The organism is Paracoccus sphaerophysae, assembly GCF_000763805.1.
Taxonomy (GTDB): domain Bacteria; phylum Pseudomonadota; class Alphaproteobacteria; order Rhodobacterales; family Rhodobacteraceae; genus Paracoccus; species Paracoccus sphaerophysae.
The window spans coordinates 1-15,589 of record NZ_JRKS01000068.1 but is presented as its reverse complement, the minus strand read 5'-3'; the positions used below and the strand labels follow the sequence as shown (position 1 = coordinate 15,589).

Here is a 15,589-nt window from a genome sequence, read left to right as displayed (position 1 = left end):
AACAGTGAAGCTGACACTCTCATCATCGGGCCGAAACCCTAAAGAGCCGATATGCTAGGCGTCTACCATCGAAATGGCCAAACCGCCCGCATATCCCTTCAATATCATAACAATGTCAAACAGCAGAGGAACAAACGAACCGCAGTCGCCAAACTTGCTTGGCGCCAACAGCCAGATCGATCCAGATTGTCGCCCCGTTTCCGCGGCAGAAACCCTACATAGAGAACGTCGCGTCCGGCGTCAAGAACATTCTTAACGATCTTCGGCGTCGCCCGCTGTGGGCCCGGACAGTTTCGGAAGCTCCGACTTTTCCGTCCGATCCGGCGTCTGCCGTCTCGGTGAGGGGCTATCTAGGGGTGGCCGCGCCGAGTCGCAAGCGGAAAAATTCCGAGAAGGCGAAAATAGTTTCAACCCCCGGAAAACATGAGATTCCCCGGCCAATCAGCCCTGTGGGGACGAACCTGCCACCCCGACGTGACGCCGCCATGACGGTGCCGGGCCGCGGAAACGGCAAGGGGCGCGGCCTGGCTGGCCGCGCCCCTTTCTCGTCGAATCGTGTGATCGGATCAGCGCTTCGAGAACTGGAACGACCGGCGGGCCTTGGCCTTGCCGTATTTCTTGCGTTCCACCACGCGCGAATCGCGGGTCAGGAAGCCGGCGGCCTTCAGCGGCGCGCGCAAGCTCGGTTCGTGCAACTGCAGCGCCTTCGAGATCCCGTGCTTGACCGCACCGGCCTGGCCCGACAGCCCGCCGCCCGCCACCGTGGCATAGACGTCGTACTGGTTCGCGACGCCGGCGATCTCGAACGGCTGGCGCAGGATCATCTGCAGCACCGGGCGGGCGAAGTATTCCGCCATGTCCTTGCCGTTCACGGTCACCTTGCCCGAACCCGGCTTGACCCAGACGCGGGCGACGGCGTCCTTGCGCTTGCCGGTCGCATAGGCGCGGCCCTGCGCGTCACGCTGCGGCTCGCGCGGGGCGGCCTCGGCGGTCAGGCTGCGCGATTCGTCCGCGGTCGAGCCCTGCACGCCGCCAGCGCTGGCGGTCACGGCGTCCTTGAGCTGGTCGAGGGATTTGATGTCTTCGGCCATGATCAGGCGCTCCGGGTGTTCTTGGTGTTCATCGACTTCACGTCCAGCACTTCGGGCTGCTGCGCCTCGTGCGGATGCTGGTCGCCGGCATAGACGCGCAGGTTGGTCATCTGCTGCTTGCCCAGCTTGTTGCGCGAGATCATGCGTTCGACCGCCTTGATCACCACGCGCTCGGGGTGGGCGCCGTCGAGGACCTGCCGCGCGGTGCGGAACTTGATCCCGCCCGGATGGCCGGTGTGCCAGTAGTAGCGCTTGTCGTCACGCTTGTTGCCGGTCATCTGCACCTTGTCGGCGTTGATGACGATGACGTTGTCGCCCATGTCCATATGCGGCGTGAAGGTCGGCTTGTGCTTGCCGCGCAGGCGGCTGGCGACGATCGTGGCAAGGCGGCCCAGAACGATGCCCTCGGCGTCGATCAGGATCCACTTCTTTTCGATATCCGCCGGTTTTGCGGTATAGGTCTTCATCTCTCGTCCCTTTCGGGGGGTGTGAATTCGGATGTGGGTGTATCGCGAAACCGCCGCGGCGGGTCAAGCGCGGCAGGCGGAAATATCCGCTTGCAGATCAACGGCTTGCACTAATGGTATTTATATACCATCGCAGAACGCCGCATCCTGTCACGGTTTTGGCGGAATCGAATAGGTCATCGCGGCCCGCGCCACCACGCCGTCGTGCCCCTCGGCCCGGATCAGGGCGTCCCCCACCGCCAGCACGCGCCCGAGCTTCAGCAGCCGGCAATCGGCGACCAGGTCCCGCCCCGCCGGGGGCTTGCGCATGAAGTCGATATTGGCGCTGGTCGTTACCGCCAGCGCCACCGGCCCGATCCGCGACAGCACCGCCGCATACATGGCGAGATCGGCCAGCTCGAACATCGTCGGCCCCGATACCGTCCCGCCGGGGCGCAGGTGCCGGTCGGACACCGCCAGCCGCAGGGTCACGCCGGCGTCGTCCACCCGCTCGACCGTATAGCCCGACACCTGCGGGAACTCCGCGGCCAGAAACGCCTCGATCTGCGGGCCGTCCATCATCGGCATGCTTGCCCCCCCGTGCTGCGGCCCTAAGCTGGGGCAAGCTTGGGGGAGATGACAATGGCAAACGACGATCTTCTGCGCCGCGAGGATCATGGCGCCGTCGCGCGGCTGGTGATGATCAGCCCCAAGAACTTCAACGCCCTGTCGACCGAGATGATCGCGGCGCTGCGGCAGGCGCTGGACGGCATCGTCACGGACCCGGCCGTGCGCGTGGTGGTGCTGGCCGCCGAGGGCAAGGCGTTTTCGGCCGGCCACGACCTGCGCCGGATGCAGGCTGCGCGCGCCGATGCCGATGGCGGCCGCGCCGCCTACGAGACGCTTTTCGCCGACTGCGCCGAGATGATGCAGGCGATTCGCGCCCTGCCCCAGCCGGTGATCGCCGAGGTGCAGGGCATCGCCACCGCGGCGGGCTGCCAGCTGGTCGCCAGCTGCGACCTGGCGGTGGCGGCCGAGGGCACCCGCTTTGGCGTCAACGGCGTCGATATCGGGCTGTTCTGTTCGACCCCGATGGTGGCGCTGACCCGCGCCATCCCGCCCAAGGCCGCGTTCGAGATGCTGACCACCGGCGAGTTCATCCCCGCCGACCGCGCCCGCGAGCTGGGGCTGGTCAACCGCGTGGTCCCGGCCGACCACCTGACCGAGGAAACCTTCGCGCTGGCCCGCACGATCGCCGCCAAGCTGCCGGCGGCGGTGCAGATGGGCAAGCGCGCCTTCCACCGCCAGACCGGACTGGCGACGCCCGAAGCCTACGCAGCCGCCGGCGCCACGATGTGCGAGAACCTCATGCTGCCCGACACCGCCGAGGGGCTGAGCGCCTTCCTGGACAAGCGCCCGCCGGCCTGGGCCGACCGCTAGCTCACGCCGGGCTGCGCGCCTGGGCCAGGAAGGCCGTCACCGCGGGGCGCAGGCAGGTGGCGCCGCGCGCGCGTTCCTCGTCCAGCACCTGCCGCAGCGCCGACAGGTCGATGCGCCGGATCAGGGACTTGACCGGCCCGATCGAGGCCGGCCGCATCGACAGCTGCCGCAGCCCCAGCGCGGCAAAGACCGCGGCCTCGGCCGGGCGGCCCGCATCCTCGCCGCAGAAGCTGACCGGCACGCCCTCGGCGGTGCAGCGGTCGACGATCATCTGGATCAGGTTCAGGAACGGCGTGGACAGCGTGTCATAGCGGCGCCGGACCCGCTCGTTTTCCCGGTCGGCGGCATAGAAGAACTGTTTCAGGTCGTTGCCGCCGATCGACACGAAATCGCAGCTGCGAAAGAACGACGGCGCGGCGAAGGCGAGCGAGGGGGTCTCCAGCATCGCGCCGACCCGCAGCTCGGTCGGGACGGCGTGGCCCATCGCGGCCTCGCGCTCCATCTGCTCGGCCAGCATGGCGCGGGCCTGGGCGAATTCCTCGGCATCGGCGATGAACGGGAACATCACGCTCAGCGCCCGCCCGGCGGCGGCGCGGATCAGCGCCTGCAGCTGCATCTGCAGCACGCCGCGCTTGTCCAGCCCGACGCGGATCGCCCGCCACCCCATCGCCGGGTTCGGCTCGTCTATCCGCTTCATGTAGGGCAGCACCTTGTCCGACCCGATGTCCAGCGTGCGGAACACCACCGGCTTGCCGTGGGCGTGTTCCATCACATGCGCATACATCCGCGCCAGCTCGCTGCGGCGGGGGACGCGGGTGCGGGTCAGGAACTGCAGCTCGGTGCGGAACAGCCCGACGCCCTCGGCCCCCGACCCGTCGAGGCTGGGCAGGTCGGCCATCAGCCCGGCATTCATGAACAGCTTGACGCTGGTGCCGCAGAGCGCCGTCGCCGGCAGGGTGCGCAGGCCGGCATACAGCTTCTGCGCCTCGGCCTGCATGGCGATCTTGTCGCGGAAGGCGGCGGCGACCGAGTCCTCGGGGCGCAGATGCACCACGCCGGTGTCACCATCGACCAGGATCGGGTCGCCGTTCAGCGCCTCGGTGGTGATGCGCGCCGCGTGGACCACCAGCGGGATCGCCAGCGCCCGGGCGACGATCGCCGCGTGGCTGCCGACCGAGCCTTCCTCGAGCACCACGCCGCGCAGCCGCCGGCCGTAATCCAGCAGCTCGGCGGGGCCGATGTTGCGGGCGACGAGGATCGGGTTCGCGGGCATCGCGCTGCCGGTGTCGCTGCCTTGCCCGGTCAGGATCCGCAGCAGCCGGTTCGACAGGTCGTCGAGATCATGCAGGCGGTCGCGCAGATAGGGATCGGCGGCGCTTTCCAGCCGCGCGCGGGTCTGGGACTGTTCCTTTTCGACCGCCGCCTCTGCGGACAGGCCGCGGTCGATGTCCTCCTCCATCCGCCTCAGCCAGCTGCGTGAATTGGCGAACATGCGATAGGCTTCCAGCACCGCCTCGCCCTCGCCGCCGCTGACATCGGCGGTGGCGACCATCTGGTCGACGGTCTGGCGCAGCATCGCCACCGCCTCGGTCAGGCGGGCGAGTTCCTTGTCGGGGTCGTCGCCGACCGGGTTGGTGATGACCACCCGCGGCTCGTGCAGCCAGACCTGCCCCTCGGCGGCGCCCTCTTGCCCGGTCGCGCCGCGGAAGACGGCCGGGAAGCGGTGGGTCGAGGGCTGGGCCTCGTTGCCCAGGAACGCGCCCAACTCGGCCATTTCGGCCAGCACCATGGCGACGACTTCCAGTCCATAGACCTCGTCCTCGGAATATTCCCGGGCGTCGCGCGATTGCACCACCAGCACGCCCAGCTTCTCGCCGACCCGCTGGATCGGCACGCCCAGGAAAGAGGGGAACACTTCCTCGCCGGTCTCGGGCATGTAGCGGAAGCCGGGCTGCGCGGGGGCGTTGGCGGTGTTGATCGGGCGGCCGGTGCGGGCGACGCGGCCGACCAGCCCCTCGCCCAGGCGCAGCCGGGTCTGGTGGACCGCCTCGCGGCGCAGGCCTTCGGTCGCGCACAGCTCGAGCGTCTCGGGGTCGCGGAACAGGTAGATTGAACACACCTGCGAGCGCATCGAATCGGCGATGTGGTGGGTGATGCTGTCCAGCCGCGCCTGCCCGCCGCCGGGGGCGGCCAGCGTGTCGCGCAACCGCTTCAGCAGCCTGCGTGATTCGCTCTCGCTCCGTTCCGGCATCACCGTCACTTTCCCGTCGTCCCGGCCGGACGGCGCACGCAGTGTCGCGGATCAGGCCCTTTCCAGCTCGAACGCATCATGCAGCGCCTGCACGGCCAGTTCCATATACTTGCGGTCGATCAGCACCGAAATCTTGATCTCGCTGGTGGCGATGACCTTGATGTTGATGTTTTCATCAGCCAGCGCCTTGAACATGCGCGCCGCGACCCCGGCATGGGACCGCATCCCGATGCCCACCACAGACACCTTGGCCACCTCGGTATCGACGGCCAGGTCGTCATAGGCGATCAGCCCCGCCGAGCGCGCATTCTCCATCGCCTTGCGGGCCCGTTCGACCTGGTTCACCGGGCAGGAAAAGGTCATGTCGGTGACCGAGCCCGGGTGATCCTCATAGTCCTTTTCCGAGATATTCTGGACGATCATGTCCACGTTCACCCCGGCATCAGCCAGCGGCTGGAAGATCGCCGCCGAGATGCCCGGCCGGTCCTCGACCGTCACCAGCGTGATCTTGGCCTCGTCGCGGCTGTAGGCAACGCCCGAAACGACCCTGGATTCCATGATCTCATCCTCATCGCAGACCAGCGTGCCGCTGGTTTCGTCGGTGTCCTCGAAGGACGACAGCACCCGCAGGCGCACGTTATAGCGCATCGCCAGCTCGACCGAGCGGGTCTGCAGCACCTTGGCGCCGAGGCTGGCGAGTTCCAGCATCTCCTCGAAGGCGATGCGGTCCAGCTTGCGCGCCTTGGAGCTGATCCGCGGATCGGTCGTATAGACCCCGTCCACGTCGGTATAGATGTCGCAGCGCTCGGCGCCGAAGGCGGCGGCAAAGGCGACCGCGGTGGTGTCCGACCCGCCCCGGCCCAGCGTGGTGATGCGCCCGTCCGGTCCGATGCCCTGGAAGCCCGCGACGACCGCGACCTTCATCCCCTCGGCGAACTTGGCGTCGATATTTGCGCGCGGGATCGACACGAAACGCGCCGCCGAATGCTGCGCGGTGGTGTTGATCGGCACCTGCCAGCCCTGCCAGCTGCGCGCCGGCACACCCATCTCCTGCAACCGCAGCGCCATCAGCCCGGCGGTCACGTTCTCGCCGGAGGCGACGACGGCGTCATATTCCCGCGCGTCATACAGTCGCGAGGTGCCTTCGACCCAGCCGACCAGCTCGTTGGTCTTGCCGGACATGGCGCTGACGATGACGATCACGTCATAGCCGCGCTCGACCTCGCGCTGGACCTTGGCTGCCGCATTGGCGATGCGGTCGAGATCGGCCACCGAAGTGCCGCCGAATTTCATCACCAGAAGCGGCATTTGGGCCTCCAGTCGCCGGGTGGAACGCGGGGCTATTAGAGGGCGGGTCGAGCAAGGGCAAGGGCCTGCGGGAATTTCCCACGCGTGGGGTCGGGCGCGGTGTCGGGCACCGGCGGGCGGCTCAGCTGAGCTTGCGCCGCGACCGGAACGGCAGCGGCGCGACCGGCACCCCGTCCTCGAGCAGCTTCTTCGCCTCGTCCAGCCGCGCCTCGCCGTGGATCGAGCGCTGCGGGATGTCGCCGTCATGCATCGCCCGCGCCTGGGTGACGAAATCCCCGCCGACGTAATCCGAATTGGCCTCGACATGGCGCCGGAACTCGGCCAGCGCCCGTTCCGGGCCCGAGGCCGGCGTCTCCAGCGGCCGAGCCTCGGACTCCTCGCGCGCAGGCACCGCGGGGGCCATCGGTGCCTTGGTCACGACCGTGCTGCCGCAGACCGCACATTCGACCTGCCCCGCGGATAGCAGCGAATCAAAGCCCGCGGCCGACCGGAACCACCCGTCGAACCCGTGCCCCCGGTCACAGCGCAGCGCATAGCGGATCATGCCGATCTTTCCTTTCGGTCCGCCAATATCGGGCGCAGAGGGCGAACGCGCAAGGACCGCTCAGACAAGCCCGATGATCCGGCCGGCAAGGGCGCGCGGGTCCGGCGCGCTGGCGTCCAGCAGGCCGCGCGCCGCCTGCCCCATCGCGGCGCGCGCGGCCGGATCGGACAGCACCGCCGTGACGGTCCCCCCGAGGCTCTCGGCCGTCACCTCCTGCGCCGCCCCCGCCGCGTCCAGCGCGGCATAGTCGGCGGCAAAGTTGGCGACATGCGGCCCGTGCAGCAGCGCGCAGCGATAGGCCGCCGGCTCCCACGGGGTGTGGCCGCCGTGATCGGCCAGCGATCCCCCGGTCAGGCACACGCCGGCCGCCGCATAGGCGCCCTGCATCGCGCCCAGCCGGTCGATCAGCAGGACCGGCGGCGCGCCGGCAGTGCCCACCTCGAGCGCGCCCAGCCGCTCGGCCGGAAACCCCGCCGCGGCGATCAGCCGCGCGACGGCGTCGGTGCGGCGCGGGTGGCGCGGGGCGAGGATCAGCCGCGCATCGGGCAGCCGCGCGCGGACCGCTGCGTGGGCGGCCAGCACGATCTCGTCCTCGCCCGGATGGGTCGAGGCGGCCAGCCACACGCGATCCCGCCCGCCGCCATCCCTGGGCGGCCGGATCGCCGCCGGCCCCATCAGCTTGAGATTGACCCGCGACGCCAGCGCCCGGGAGGGCAGCCCCAGCGCGATCAGCCGCGCCTCGGTCGCCTCGTCCTGCGCCGACAGCAGGCCGATCCCGCCCAGCACCGGCCCGATCAGCCCCCGCGCCCGCCCCCAGCCCTGGGCCGAGCGCGCCGACATCCGCGCCCCGATGACCGCCTGCTTGACGCCCCGCGCCCGCAAGGCGGCGGCGCGGTTCGGCCAGATCTCGTTTTCGATTGTCACCGCCAGCGCCGGCTGCGCCGCGTCCAGGAACCGGCCCACCGCCTGCGGCACGTCCAGTGACGCCAGCCGCGCCGGCAGGCCCCAGCCGCGGGCCACCTCGCGTCCGGTCACGGTGTTGGCGGTGACCAGCACCGGCCGCCGCGCCGCCAGTTCGGCGATCACCGCGCGGGCCGAATTCAGCTCACCCACGCTGGCGCCGTGGACCCAGATCCCGCCGCGGACCGAGGGCACATCGTCCAGCGCCAGCCGCTCGGCCAGCGCCTCGCCCGCCAGCGGCGCGGCCCCCCGCAGGGCCGCGCCGGCAACGGCGGTGAGTGCGCGATAGATCATCCCGGCCGGCCCTATCTGCGCGGCCGACCCGGTCAGGCCGTGAAGGGGAAAGGATGGAGGCGGGTACCGGAATCGAACCGGTCTTCACGGATTTGCAATCCGCTGCGTAACCTCTCCGCCAACCCGCCGCCGTGCAGCGTTTGCTAGGGTTTTCGGTCGAGAGGGTCAAGGGGGTTATCACTCCGGTTATCAGTTTCATGTTCTGGTCCCGTTCCGTTCTCAAGTCCGGGACCGCTTGGCTGCGGCCTGTTTGGCGCGCATTTTCTGCCGGGCTTCCCCGGCGTATTTCTGGATCATCGCCTTGGTCATGTGCCCGCTGTAGGACGCGATCTCGTCGTCGTCGCAGCCCGACAGCGCCAGCTCCTGCACTCCGCGATAGCGCAGGGCGTGAAGGTCATAGTCCTCCAGCCCCAGCCGCTTGCGCTCGGCCAGCATGATCTCGGCCAAGCTCCGGTAAAGCATCGGCTGCCCGCGTTTTCCGATCAGGATCGGCCGCGACGGCATCGGCGCGAACGGCAGGGCTGCTTTGGCTGCGTCCAGCGCGGCCTTGAGCTGCGGGGTGCAGGGCAAGGTTAGCTCAACGCCCCCCTTGTTCTGCTTCAGGCGCAGGGTGCCGTCGCCTTCGGGATTGTAATCGCCCCAGGTGAAGCCAACCCAATCGCCGGGCCGCTGGACGCTGCCGACGCCGATCTCGAAGATCAGCCGCTCCAGGGCGCCAGCCTCTGCCCGGAACTTCGCCACGGCCGCGTCAGGCCAGGGCAGATGCGGCTGCTTGCGCTCGTCGGGGACTGCCAGCTTGCGAACTCCCTTCGCGGGATTGACCTTGATCCAGCCCAGGTCGATCGCGTGTTCGCACAGCACCGACATCACAGCGGGGATGTAGTTGGCGAACCGGGTCCGGTGTTCGTTCTTGCGCTGCGCCTCCACCACGTCCTTGCGGGTCAGGCGGGTCATGTCGCGGTCGCCGTTCTTTTTGATGATGTAGGCCATCACGGCCTCATAGTCGGCGCGGGTGCGGGGCTTGAGCTTGGTCCAGCGATCCGATCGGCGGTAATCCTCGATCAGCGCCTTCCAGCTTGTGCGGCTGGCCGCCTTCTTGCCGGTCCTGACCTCCCAATACTGGCGGTCGAACTCGGCCGTGTCCTCGGGCGCGGTGAAGCGGTGCAGGTATTTCCCGCCCCTGTAGAAATACAGGAAGCCCGGCTTGACCTCGCGGACGTAGGGCTTGCGACCGGCTTTCCTCACCATTCCATCGGCCCCTCGATCGCCGCACCGCTGCGGATGCGCTCCAGCGCCTCGGTTTTCCACCGCTTGAAGCCCGGCGCGATCTCGTCAGGCGGCGGCAGGTGCCCGGCCTCGACCAGCGAACGGAACTCGGCGGGCTTCATGTCCAGAAGCCGTGCCGCAGTCGTTTCGCTGGACCAGATCGGGCGAACGCTCATCGGTCAGTCCTCGGCGCGGGCATCGGCCCACAGCTCGACAGAAACCAGACTCAAGGTGGCGGGCGCTGCGGACCGCTCGACCAGCAGGCCGCGCGGGATCGTGACAAAGCCCTCTGCATGGCGATTGCCCTGAAACGGCATGACGCGCTCGCGGACTATCTTGCCGTTGGCATCGTGAACCCAGGCGACCAGCTCGGCCCGCACGTCGCCCGGCTGGACGGTCAAAGAAACCACGTTCTCGTCAAACCACCGGGATGCGTCATCAAGCCCTCGGTCGAGATACGCGCTGTAAATGAAGGCCAGCACTTCCTCCAAAGTGTCACCGCCGAAGCGGCTGGCAAACTCATCCTGCCCCACGATCTCTCGCCAGGCTTGCGACGTGGTGGAATGGGGCGAGTAGCGCAGTTGCCCGAACAGCTTGACCCGCTCGACCGCTTGGGCCGGACCGTCGCAGGCCAGCAGGGCGATCGTCATACGAGCTGCGTCCAGCGGGGTCATGTCGGGGGCGTTCACGCCCCGCGCCCCCGTGGTCAGCAGTCGCGCTTCTTTCAGCGCGCGCGCAAACACGGTGACCGTTTTCTCTTCGACAGAGAATGCGGCGGCGATCATGGCGTTGAAGGGTCCGGCTTTCATGGTCACTGTGTATCGCACAAATAGCCCCGGCGCAACCCCCATTCGTGGGAAACGCAGATAGAAGCCCCCGGCGGTGCCATAGGTCCGCCGGGGTCATCATTACGCCGCCTTCCACGCGGCCTCGTAGGCATCGCCAAGCTTCCGGCATTGCCATTTGAGCGCGTCCCGCAGTCCGATCAGCCCGTTGCGAGCGTCCACCTCGTCGCTTGACAGTCGGGTTTCGGGCATAACCGCGAACGGCTCCGCGACCACGCACAGCGCGCAGATCAGATTCTCAAGATCGCTGATTGCATACTCAATTTGGGACAGATGTTCCTTGTGCCCAGTCATCACGCGGCCTCCCATTGCGGCAGGTTCACCACGTCCAGCGCCGATTGCAGCTCGGCAATGATGCCGACCAGGACGGCCAGCAGCTCGCCCGTGGTCTTGTGCTGGGCCATGCCCTTGTCCGCCATCAACTCGATCGCCTCGGCCACCGCCTGCGCCCGGACGGCCTGCGCGTGGCAGTCGCCCAGGTAGAGTTTCAACTCGGGATTCATGCCGCGCTCTCCAGCACGTCCAGCGCCTCGGCCAGGGCGGCACGGGCGGACAGACGGTTGACCTCGGGCAGATGCGCGGCCTCGGTCTCGTCCAGCGCCAGCAGGATCATGTCGCGGATGACTTGCAGTCCCTCGGCCGCCTCTACGCCAAGGACTCCAGCCGCATTGCGAAACATCAACAGGTCGTTGGCGGGCACTGATGCCAGCGCGTCGGCCAGCGACAGCAAGCCGGGGCCGTTCGCGCGGGCGCGTTCTCTCGTCGTCATTTTCAGGGTCTCCGGGTGTCAGGTTTGGGGTTGAGTCTCGCGGTCCATCCGCTCGCGCACGGCGCGGATCGCCTCGCTGTTGAGGCTCGATCCGTTCCGCTTGGCCTGTTCGGTCAGCCATGCCTTCACGTCAGCGGGGACGCGCAGGGCCAGTTGTTTCAGGTCGTCCATCTGCGCCTCCAAGCACAATGCTATAAAGCACGTTGCTTGGATTGCGTCAACGGGTTTTGTAGCACATTGCTTGGCCCGGAGGTGCCATATGTCGAAGCCGCCAGTCTCGGAACAGGTTCAGGTGAACTTTCGGATGCCCGTTGATCTGCGGGACCGGATCAAGGCCGCCGCCGAGGCGAACAACCGCTCCATGAACGCAGAGATAGTCTCGCGGCTGGATGACAGTCTTTTCTCGGACTATCCGCCTGACGCGAAGGCAATCCAAGCGATAGCTGATGCAGTAATCCGGCGCATCGCAGAGTTTGCGCCGGAAGAGACGCTATCCCAAACTGTGGAATCCATGCAGGCCGTGAAGTCCACAATGGACGCCCCTCAAGAATAAGCCGGCCGCAACATCCCGCTGCGACCGGCCCTTTGCCCTGACGCGGGCGGCGCTTACACGCGCCAATCCCGGCCTCTCCGCCGGGTGTGTGCTGGCCCCGCTTCGGACGTGCCAGCCTGCGCCGCGCCCACCGAAAGGAGGTGCATGGGCCGCGCCTTGACGGGGTTGTTTGCCATGTCAGCGGGACACTCGCCGTCTAGTCCCAGGTGCTTCGCGGGCCTCTCAATCCGCAGGGCGCACCTCGGCCCTATCCCTTGGCCTCCGACCAGTCCAAAGCCTTGAAGGCGGCTGCGACCGTGGAATGAGGCAAACCGGCTTCCTTGGCCGTCGCCAGCGCCTGCATGATGCCCGCCAGCGCCCGTGCCGATCCGCCAGCGTCGAACGATTGCAGCGCCCGGTGAACGTCGATGCTGACGCGCGTTCCCAGCTTCACCGTCGCTTCTTCCGCGACCAGCTCGGCCAGAGGCTGCAACGTCCATGTCGCAAGCTGACGCTGGCACTCCCTGATTGCAGGACCAGTCGTCGCCGGGTTCAGCCAGGCCGGAAGGATGCCATAAGCCGCGCAGATCGCGCCTCGGGCCGCTTCCAGCGTCTCCGCCGTCATCGCCCGTTGCAGGTCCGGGGTCAAGTTCTCCACCCGCTTCTCTAGGCCGGGGTGCATCCCAGCCGCTACAGCCTGAGCCACGCCCTCCACGATCAGCGCCTGACCCCGCGCGCCGCGGAAGGATGCCCGCAGCCCGGCCATGTCCTCGGCCGACGAATCAGGCAGCGGAATGATTTGGCTGCCAATCGGCGCATTGCGCCAGACCTCGCGCAAGGCGGTTTCCACCTCTTGCAGCAGACCGGCCGAAAGGCTGGCCCGATGAAGCGGTGCAGTCCCTGCCCAGGGCGTGACCATGCTGGCCCCGATGCGGACGTGCAGCACCTCGGCCGCCAGCGCCGTCTCCGACCGCCCGCCGCCGATCTCGCCAACGCTCACACGGTAAGCCGTGGGTTCGCCGTTGCGGGTCCGCATATCCCAGTCGGTGCAGGCGACCAGCCGGTCCCGGATCAGGAACACGGCTTCGCCCCGCAGCGCCAAGGCCCGCGCCAGCATCGCCAGCGCCCGCCGGTCCAGCAGGTCGGTGCCCTTCACGTCCGCCAGCGTGAAGCCGCTTTCCCACAGCGAGACGCAGCTCTGCACCGTCGCCGTCAGTTCGGCCACGTCAGACCGGCCCGACAGCCATTCATGCCGGGCGGCGATCAGGTCGGCCGTGTAGCCTTGAGCAGCCGCACGGTTTTCGTTCGGTTCGGCCTTCCGCCTGAACAGATCCATGAAGCCCATCATGCCCTCCAGCGATTGAGTGTGCGGTTCAGGCCGGTTCGCGGCGCATACGGCACCAGCAGCCCGCCTTCGGTCGGGGACCAGTTGCGCGCCTCGATCTGCGCCGCCGGATAGGCCGGGCGCGTCACCGCCGACAGCTCGAACAGCGCCGCCTTGCGGATCGTCCGCAGGGTGCCGCCCGCGCGCCGCTCGATGCGCTCGCCGCCCGCCTCCACCCGGAAGCCGGGCGACAGACCCCGGATCAGCCCGCCAGCATGGGCGGCCAGAAAGTCCCGCGCCCATGACGTGCCGTCCGCAATCGTCGCCTCGATCACCAGCGCGTCGTCGCCATCCGTCAGGTGCAAGTTGCCCGCTGCGCGTGATGCCAGCGGCTTGTTGAAGTCGTGACCAGACAGCAGGTGAATATCCTCGCCCGCCTCGATCCGGTCTGCGAAGGCACGTGCGGCGATAACCTCGTGCCGCCCCGGTGCCAGTTCGGTCTCTGCGCCGTAAGGAAATCGGGCGCGAAGGCGGGTTTCCCCGCCCTCGCTCCGCAGTTCCAGCGCCCCGAGATTAGCGCCCCAGAGCATCTTAGCCGCCCGTCAGGCCGGTCAGGATGCGCGTCTGCATCCCGCGCGGGACCGTGAAGTCCGCCGTGACCAGACCCGTCAGGACCAGTTGCCCCGACTGCGCCTTGGTGTAGGGGTCGCGGATCAGGTCCACCCCGCCCCAGAGGCCCAGATAGCCGGGCGCGATGCCCTGCACCGTGGCTGTCAGGATCGCCGTGTTGTCGGGGATGACGTTGGACAGCGATGGGGTGCCGACGTGCTTGGTCAGGCGGTCCCATTGGCTGACTGCCGTGCCCGAGATCAGCGCATCGTCCAGGTCGGCCCAGATTTGCGGCGTCAGGCCCAGGTTCACCGCGTTGGCGCTGGTGATCTGGTTGCTTTCCATGAACGCCACGATCTCGGCCCGGAAGGCTGCCCAGGACGCGGCCGCCCCGACCGGGGTGCTGGTGATCCCGTAGGTCGCCGCGCCGGGGATGATACCCAGCGGCTGGCCCCCCGTCCCGGTGCCGTTGATGACCACCCGGTCCAGTTCGGCGGAGATGACCGCCGACAGGTCGCGCCGGATCGCATCCTCAAGCCCGCGCCCCGCCTGCATCAGCGCCTTGCGGCTGATGACCATCTGCGCCCCGCCGGTGTGATCCGGCGTCAGGCTGCGTTCGGTGGTCTCGTAGGGGTTGGGACCGCCCACGTTGCCCAGCTCGGTCGTCTGCCAGCCGAACACCGCCCCGCTGGTCGCCACCGGGAAGGCCAGTTCGCCGCGCTCGATCTGGATGCGCTCGATGCCCAGCCGGGCCGCGACGCTGTTCGGGAAGATGCGGTCGATCACGTTCCGATAGGTCTTCGGCTTGATCTGGTCCTCGGCGATGGTCTCGCCCGCCCGTTGCTCCAGCGCGGCGAACGGGACCGGGACGCCCCGATAGCCGCCGTGCTGCCGCAGTTCCTCGACCACCTCTTTCGTGGCCCCGGTCAGCGCCCGGCCCTCGTCGATGGCAAAGGCGACCTGGCGAAGCTCGAACCGGCCGACAAGATCGGACCAGTCCTTGTCCGACCGGGTTTCCAGATCGGCCCCGGCCTCACGCCGCTCGGTGTCCTCGGCGGTCAGGGCCGCGCGATAGCGGGTCTCGTTGGTCCGATACTCGGCGTCGAGCGCCTCCATCGAACGGGTTTCGTCCTCGCTCGGCTCGGTCTTGCCGACCAGGGCCGAGAGTTGCTGGCGGATTTCGCTTTGCCGCCGGGCGATCTTCACGGAATCAAGCATGATTACCTCGTTTGCTCGATAGGGGTTTGTTGTCGGCCATCAGTTCGTTGACAGCCTTCCGCCAACCGTGGCGGTCGTATGCGGGCGGCGCACGGCCGACCTCGACATGGGTTTTCGCCGAGTGACACGATGGGCACCGCATGGCGCAGTTGTCCGGGTCATAGGCGAGATGAGGGTGTGTCCTGACCGGCAGGATATGGTCGCACTCCAGGCGACCCCGGCTCTTGCCGCAGTCCACGCATTTGAAGCCGTCGCGCTCCAGCACGGCCATGCGAAGGCTTTTCCAGCGCGGCCCGCGCGTCACGCGGCGGGAATGGCGCTGCCACTCGGTCACGCCCATGCGACCCTCCGCTTTTTCGTCGGAGCGGCCAGCATCCGCTGCCCCTGCGCCACGGCCAGCACCGTCGCCGCCGCCGCGTCGATCCGGCCCAGGCTGCGGGCCTTCGCCAGCTTGGCGTTGCCAGCCGGGTCATTCAGCACGATCGCGTCGGACATGGCCGACCGCAGCAGCAGGGACGGCGCGCCCTTGATCTCGCCGTCGAACAGCGCCCGGCGGAACCGCTCAATATCCTCGCTGCCGTCCTTCCAGCCGAAGCCGCGATAGATGAACGGGACGCGGCCCACCCCGGCCTTGTCCATTGCCTCGGTGAACTCTGCATGGCGGAAGCGGTCGCCAACGATGCAGGCCGGGG

The 15,589-nt window shown here is 68.2% G+C and carries 20 protein-coding genes, 1 tRNA gene and 1 pseudogene; 2 read left to right on the top strand and 20 right to left on the bottom strand.

Features of this window, described 5'->3' with window-relative positions; all coding sequences use genetic code 11:
* Positions 1-566: 566 nt before the first annotated feature.
* The 3 genes from rpsI to IC63_RS14320 form a co-directional block, all read right to left on the bottom strand.
* The gene (gene rpsI / locus IC63_RS14330; RefSeq protein ID WP_036721535.1) at positions 567-1,091 is read right to left on the bottom strand and encodes a 30S ribosomal protein S9; all 525 of its coding nucleotides are present in this window, start codon (positions 1,089-1,091) and stop codon (positions 567-569) included.
* Positions 1,092-1,093: 2 nt separating this feature from the next.
* Positions 1,094-1,558 carry a 50S ribosomal protein L13 gene (gene rplM / locus IC63_RS14325; protein WP_036721534.1) on the bottom strand — a complete coding sequence of 155 codons (465 nt, stop codon included), beginning with the start codon at positions 1,556-1,558 and terminating at the stop codon, positions 1,094-1,096.
* 150 nt (positions 1,559-1,708) lie between these two features.
* Complete coding sequence (locus tag IC63_RS14320) at positions 1,709-2,125, bottom strand: PaaI family thioesterase (protein WP_036721533.1); 417 nt, start codon at positions 2,123-2,125, stop codon at positions 1,709-1,711.
* Positions 2,126-2,179: 54 nt separating this feature from the next.
* Between IC63_RS14320 and IC63_RS14315 the strand changes: the two genes are divergently transcribed.
* Complete coding sequence (locus IC63_RS14315) at positions 2,180-2,977, top strand: enoyl-CoA hydratase (protein WP_408633582.1); 798 nt, start codon at positions 2,180-2,182, stop codon at positions 2,975-2,977.
* Position 2,978: 1 nt separating this feature from the next.
* On the opposite strand, the gene ptsP is transcribed toward IC63_RS14315, so the two are convergent.
* From ptsP to IC63_RS14255, 12 genes are all read right to left on the bottom strand, one after another.
* Positions 2,979-5,228: a phosphoenolpyruvate--protein phosphotransferase gene (gene ptsP / locus IC63_RS14310; protein WP_036721526.1), complete on the bottom strand. Its 2,250-nt coding sequence runs from the start codon at positions 5,226-5,228 to the stop codon at positions 2,979-2,981.
* A gap of 51 nt (positions 5,229-5,279) precedes the next feature.
* Positions 5,280-6,536, bottom strand: a complete 1,257-nt coding sequence (locus IC63_RS14305; RefSeq protein ID WP_036721523.1) for an aspartate kinase — start codon at positions 6,534-6,536, stop codon at positions 5,280-5,282.
* A 121-nt stretch (positions 6,537-6,657) separates the two neighbouring features.
* Positions 6,658-7,080, bottom strand: a complete 423-nt coding sequence (locus tag IC63_RS14300) for a DUF1178 family protein (protein WP_036721521.1) — start codon at positions 7,078-7,080, stop codon at positions 6,658-6,660.
* 60 nt (positions 7,081-7,140) lie between these two features.
* Positions 7,141-8,334, bottom strand: coding sequence for a 3-deoxy-D-manno-octulosonic acid transferase (locus IC63_RS14295; RefSeq protein WP_036721519.1), 1,194 nt, complete (start codon positions 8,332-8,334; stop codon positions 7,141-7,143).
* Positions 8,335-8,388: 54 nt separating this feature from the next.
* A tRNA-Cys gene (locus tag IC63_RS14290) sits at positions 8,389-8,462 on the bottom strand.
* A 91-nt stretch (positions 8,463-8,553) separates the two neighbouring features.
* Positions 8,554-9,582: a site-specific integrase gene (locus IC63_RS14285; RefSeq protein WP_036721517.1), complete on the bottom strand. Its 1,029-nt coding sequence runs from the start codon at positions 9,580-9,582 to the stop codon at positions 8,554-8,556.
* Positions 9,576-9,776 carry a hypothetical protein gene (locus IC63_RS14280; protein ID WP_036721515.1) on the bottom strand — a complete coding sequence of 67 codons (201 nt, stop codon included), beginning with the start codon at positions 9,774-9,776 and terminating at the stop codon, positions 9,576-9,578. Before IC63_RS14280 ends, IC63_RS14285 begins: the two co-directional genes overlap by 7 nt.
* A gap of 3 nt (positions 9,777-9,779) precedes the next feature.
* Positions 9,780-10,415 (bottom strand): hypothetical protein, encoded by a 636-nt coding sequence (locus IC63_RS14275; RefSeq protein ID WP_156965508.1) that lies wholly within the window; start codon positions 10,413-10,415, stop codon positions 9,780-9,782.
* 93 nt (positions 10,416-10,508) lie between these two features.
* A complete protein-coding gene (locus tag IC63_RS14270; RefSeq protein ID WP_156965507.1) occupies positions 10,509-10,739 on the bottom strand; it encodes a hypothetical protein in 231 nt (76 codons plus the stop codon).
* On the bottom strand, positions 10,739-10,948 hold the full coding sequence (locus IC63_RS14265; RefSeq protein WP_036721509.1) for a hypothetical protein: 210 nt from the start codon (positions 10,946-10,948) through the stop codon (positions 10,739-10,741). Before IC63_RS14265 ends, IC63_RS14270 begins: the two co-directional genes overlap by 1 nt.
* A complete protein-coding gene (locus tag IC63_RS14260) occupies positions 10,945-11,214 on the bottom strand; it encodes a hypothetical protein (protein ID WP_156965506.1) in 270 nt (89 codons plus the stop codon). Before IC63_RS14260 ends, IC63_RS14265 begins: the two co-directional genes overlap by 4 nt.
* A gap of 18 nt (positions 11,215-11,232) precedes the next feature.
* Positions 11,233-11,385 carry an Arc family DNA-binding protein gene (locus IC63_RS14255; protein WP_036721505.1) on the bottom strand — a complete coding sequence of 51 codons (153 nt, stop codon included), beginning with the start codon at positions 11,383-11,385 and terminating at the stop codon, positions 11,233-11,235.
* An 88-nt stretch (positions 11,386-11,473) separates the two neighbouring features.
* On the opposite strand from IC63_RS14255, the gene IC63_RS14250 reads away from it, so the two are divergent.
* A complete protein-coding gene (locus IC63_RS14250) occupies positions 11,474-11,767 on the top strand; it encodes an Arc family DNA-binding protein (RefSeq protein WP_036721502.1) in 294 nt (97 codons plus the stop codon).
* 247 nt (positions 11,768-12,014) lie between these two features.
* Here the strand turns inward: IC63_RS14250 and IC63_RS14245 are convergent, their stop codons facing one another.
* The 5 genes and pseudogenes from IC63_RS14245 to IC63_RS14230 form a co-directional block, all read right to left on the bottom strand.
* Positions 12,015-13,094, bottom strand: a complete 1,080-nt coding sequence (locus tag IC63_RS14245; RefSeq protein WP_332257821.1) for a phage portal protein — start codon at positions 13,092-13,094, stop codon at positions 12,015-12,017.
* A complete protein-coding gene (locus IC63_RS14240; protein WP_036721497.1) occupies positions 13,091-13,660 on the bottom strand; it encodes an HK97 family phage prohead protease in 570 nt (189 codons plus the stop codon). Before IC63_RS14240 ends, IC63_RS14245 begins: the two co-directional genes overlap by 4 nt.
* Before the next feature lies 1 nt (position 13,661).
* On the bottom strand, positions 13,662-14,897 hold the full coding sequence (locus IC63_RS14235; RefSeq protein WP_036721495.1) for a phage major capsid protein: 1,236 nt from the start codon (positions 14,895-14,897) through the stop codon (positions 13,662-13,664).
* A complete protein-coding gene (locus IC63_RS17695; protein ID WP_084115930.1) occupies positions 14,890-15,237 on the bottom strand; it encodes an HNH endonuclease in 348 nt (115 codons plus the stop codon). The genes IC63_RS14235 and IC63_RS17695 overlap by 8 nt, the downstream gene beginning before the upstream one ends.
* A pseudogene (locus IC63_RS14230) lies at positions 15,228-15,589 on the bottom strand (terminase); the annotation flags it as partial. The gene IC63_RS17695 and the pseudogene IC63_RS14230, both read right to left, overlap by 10 nt.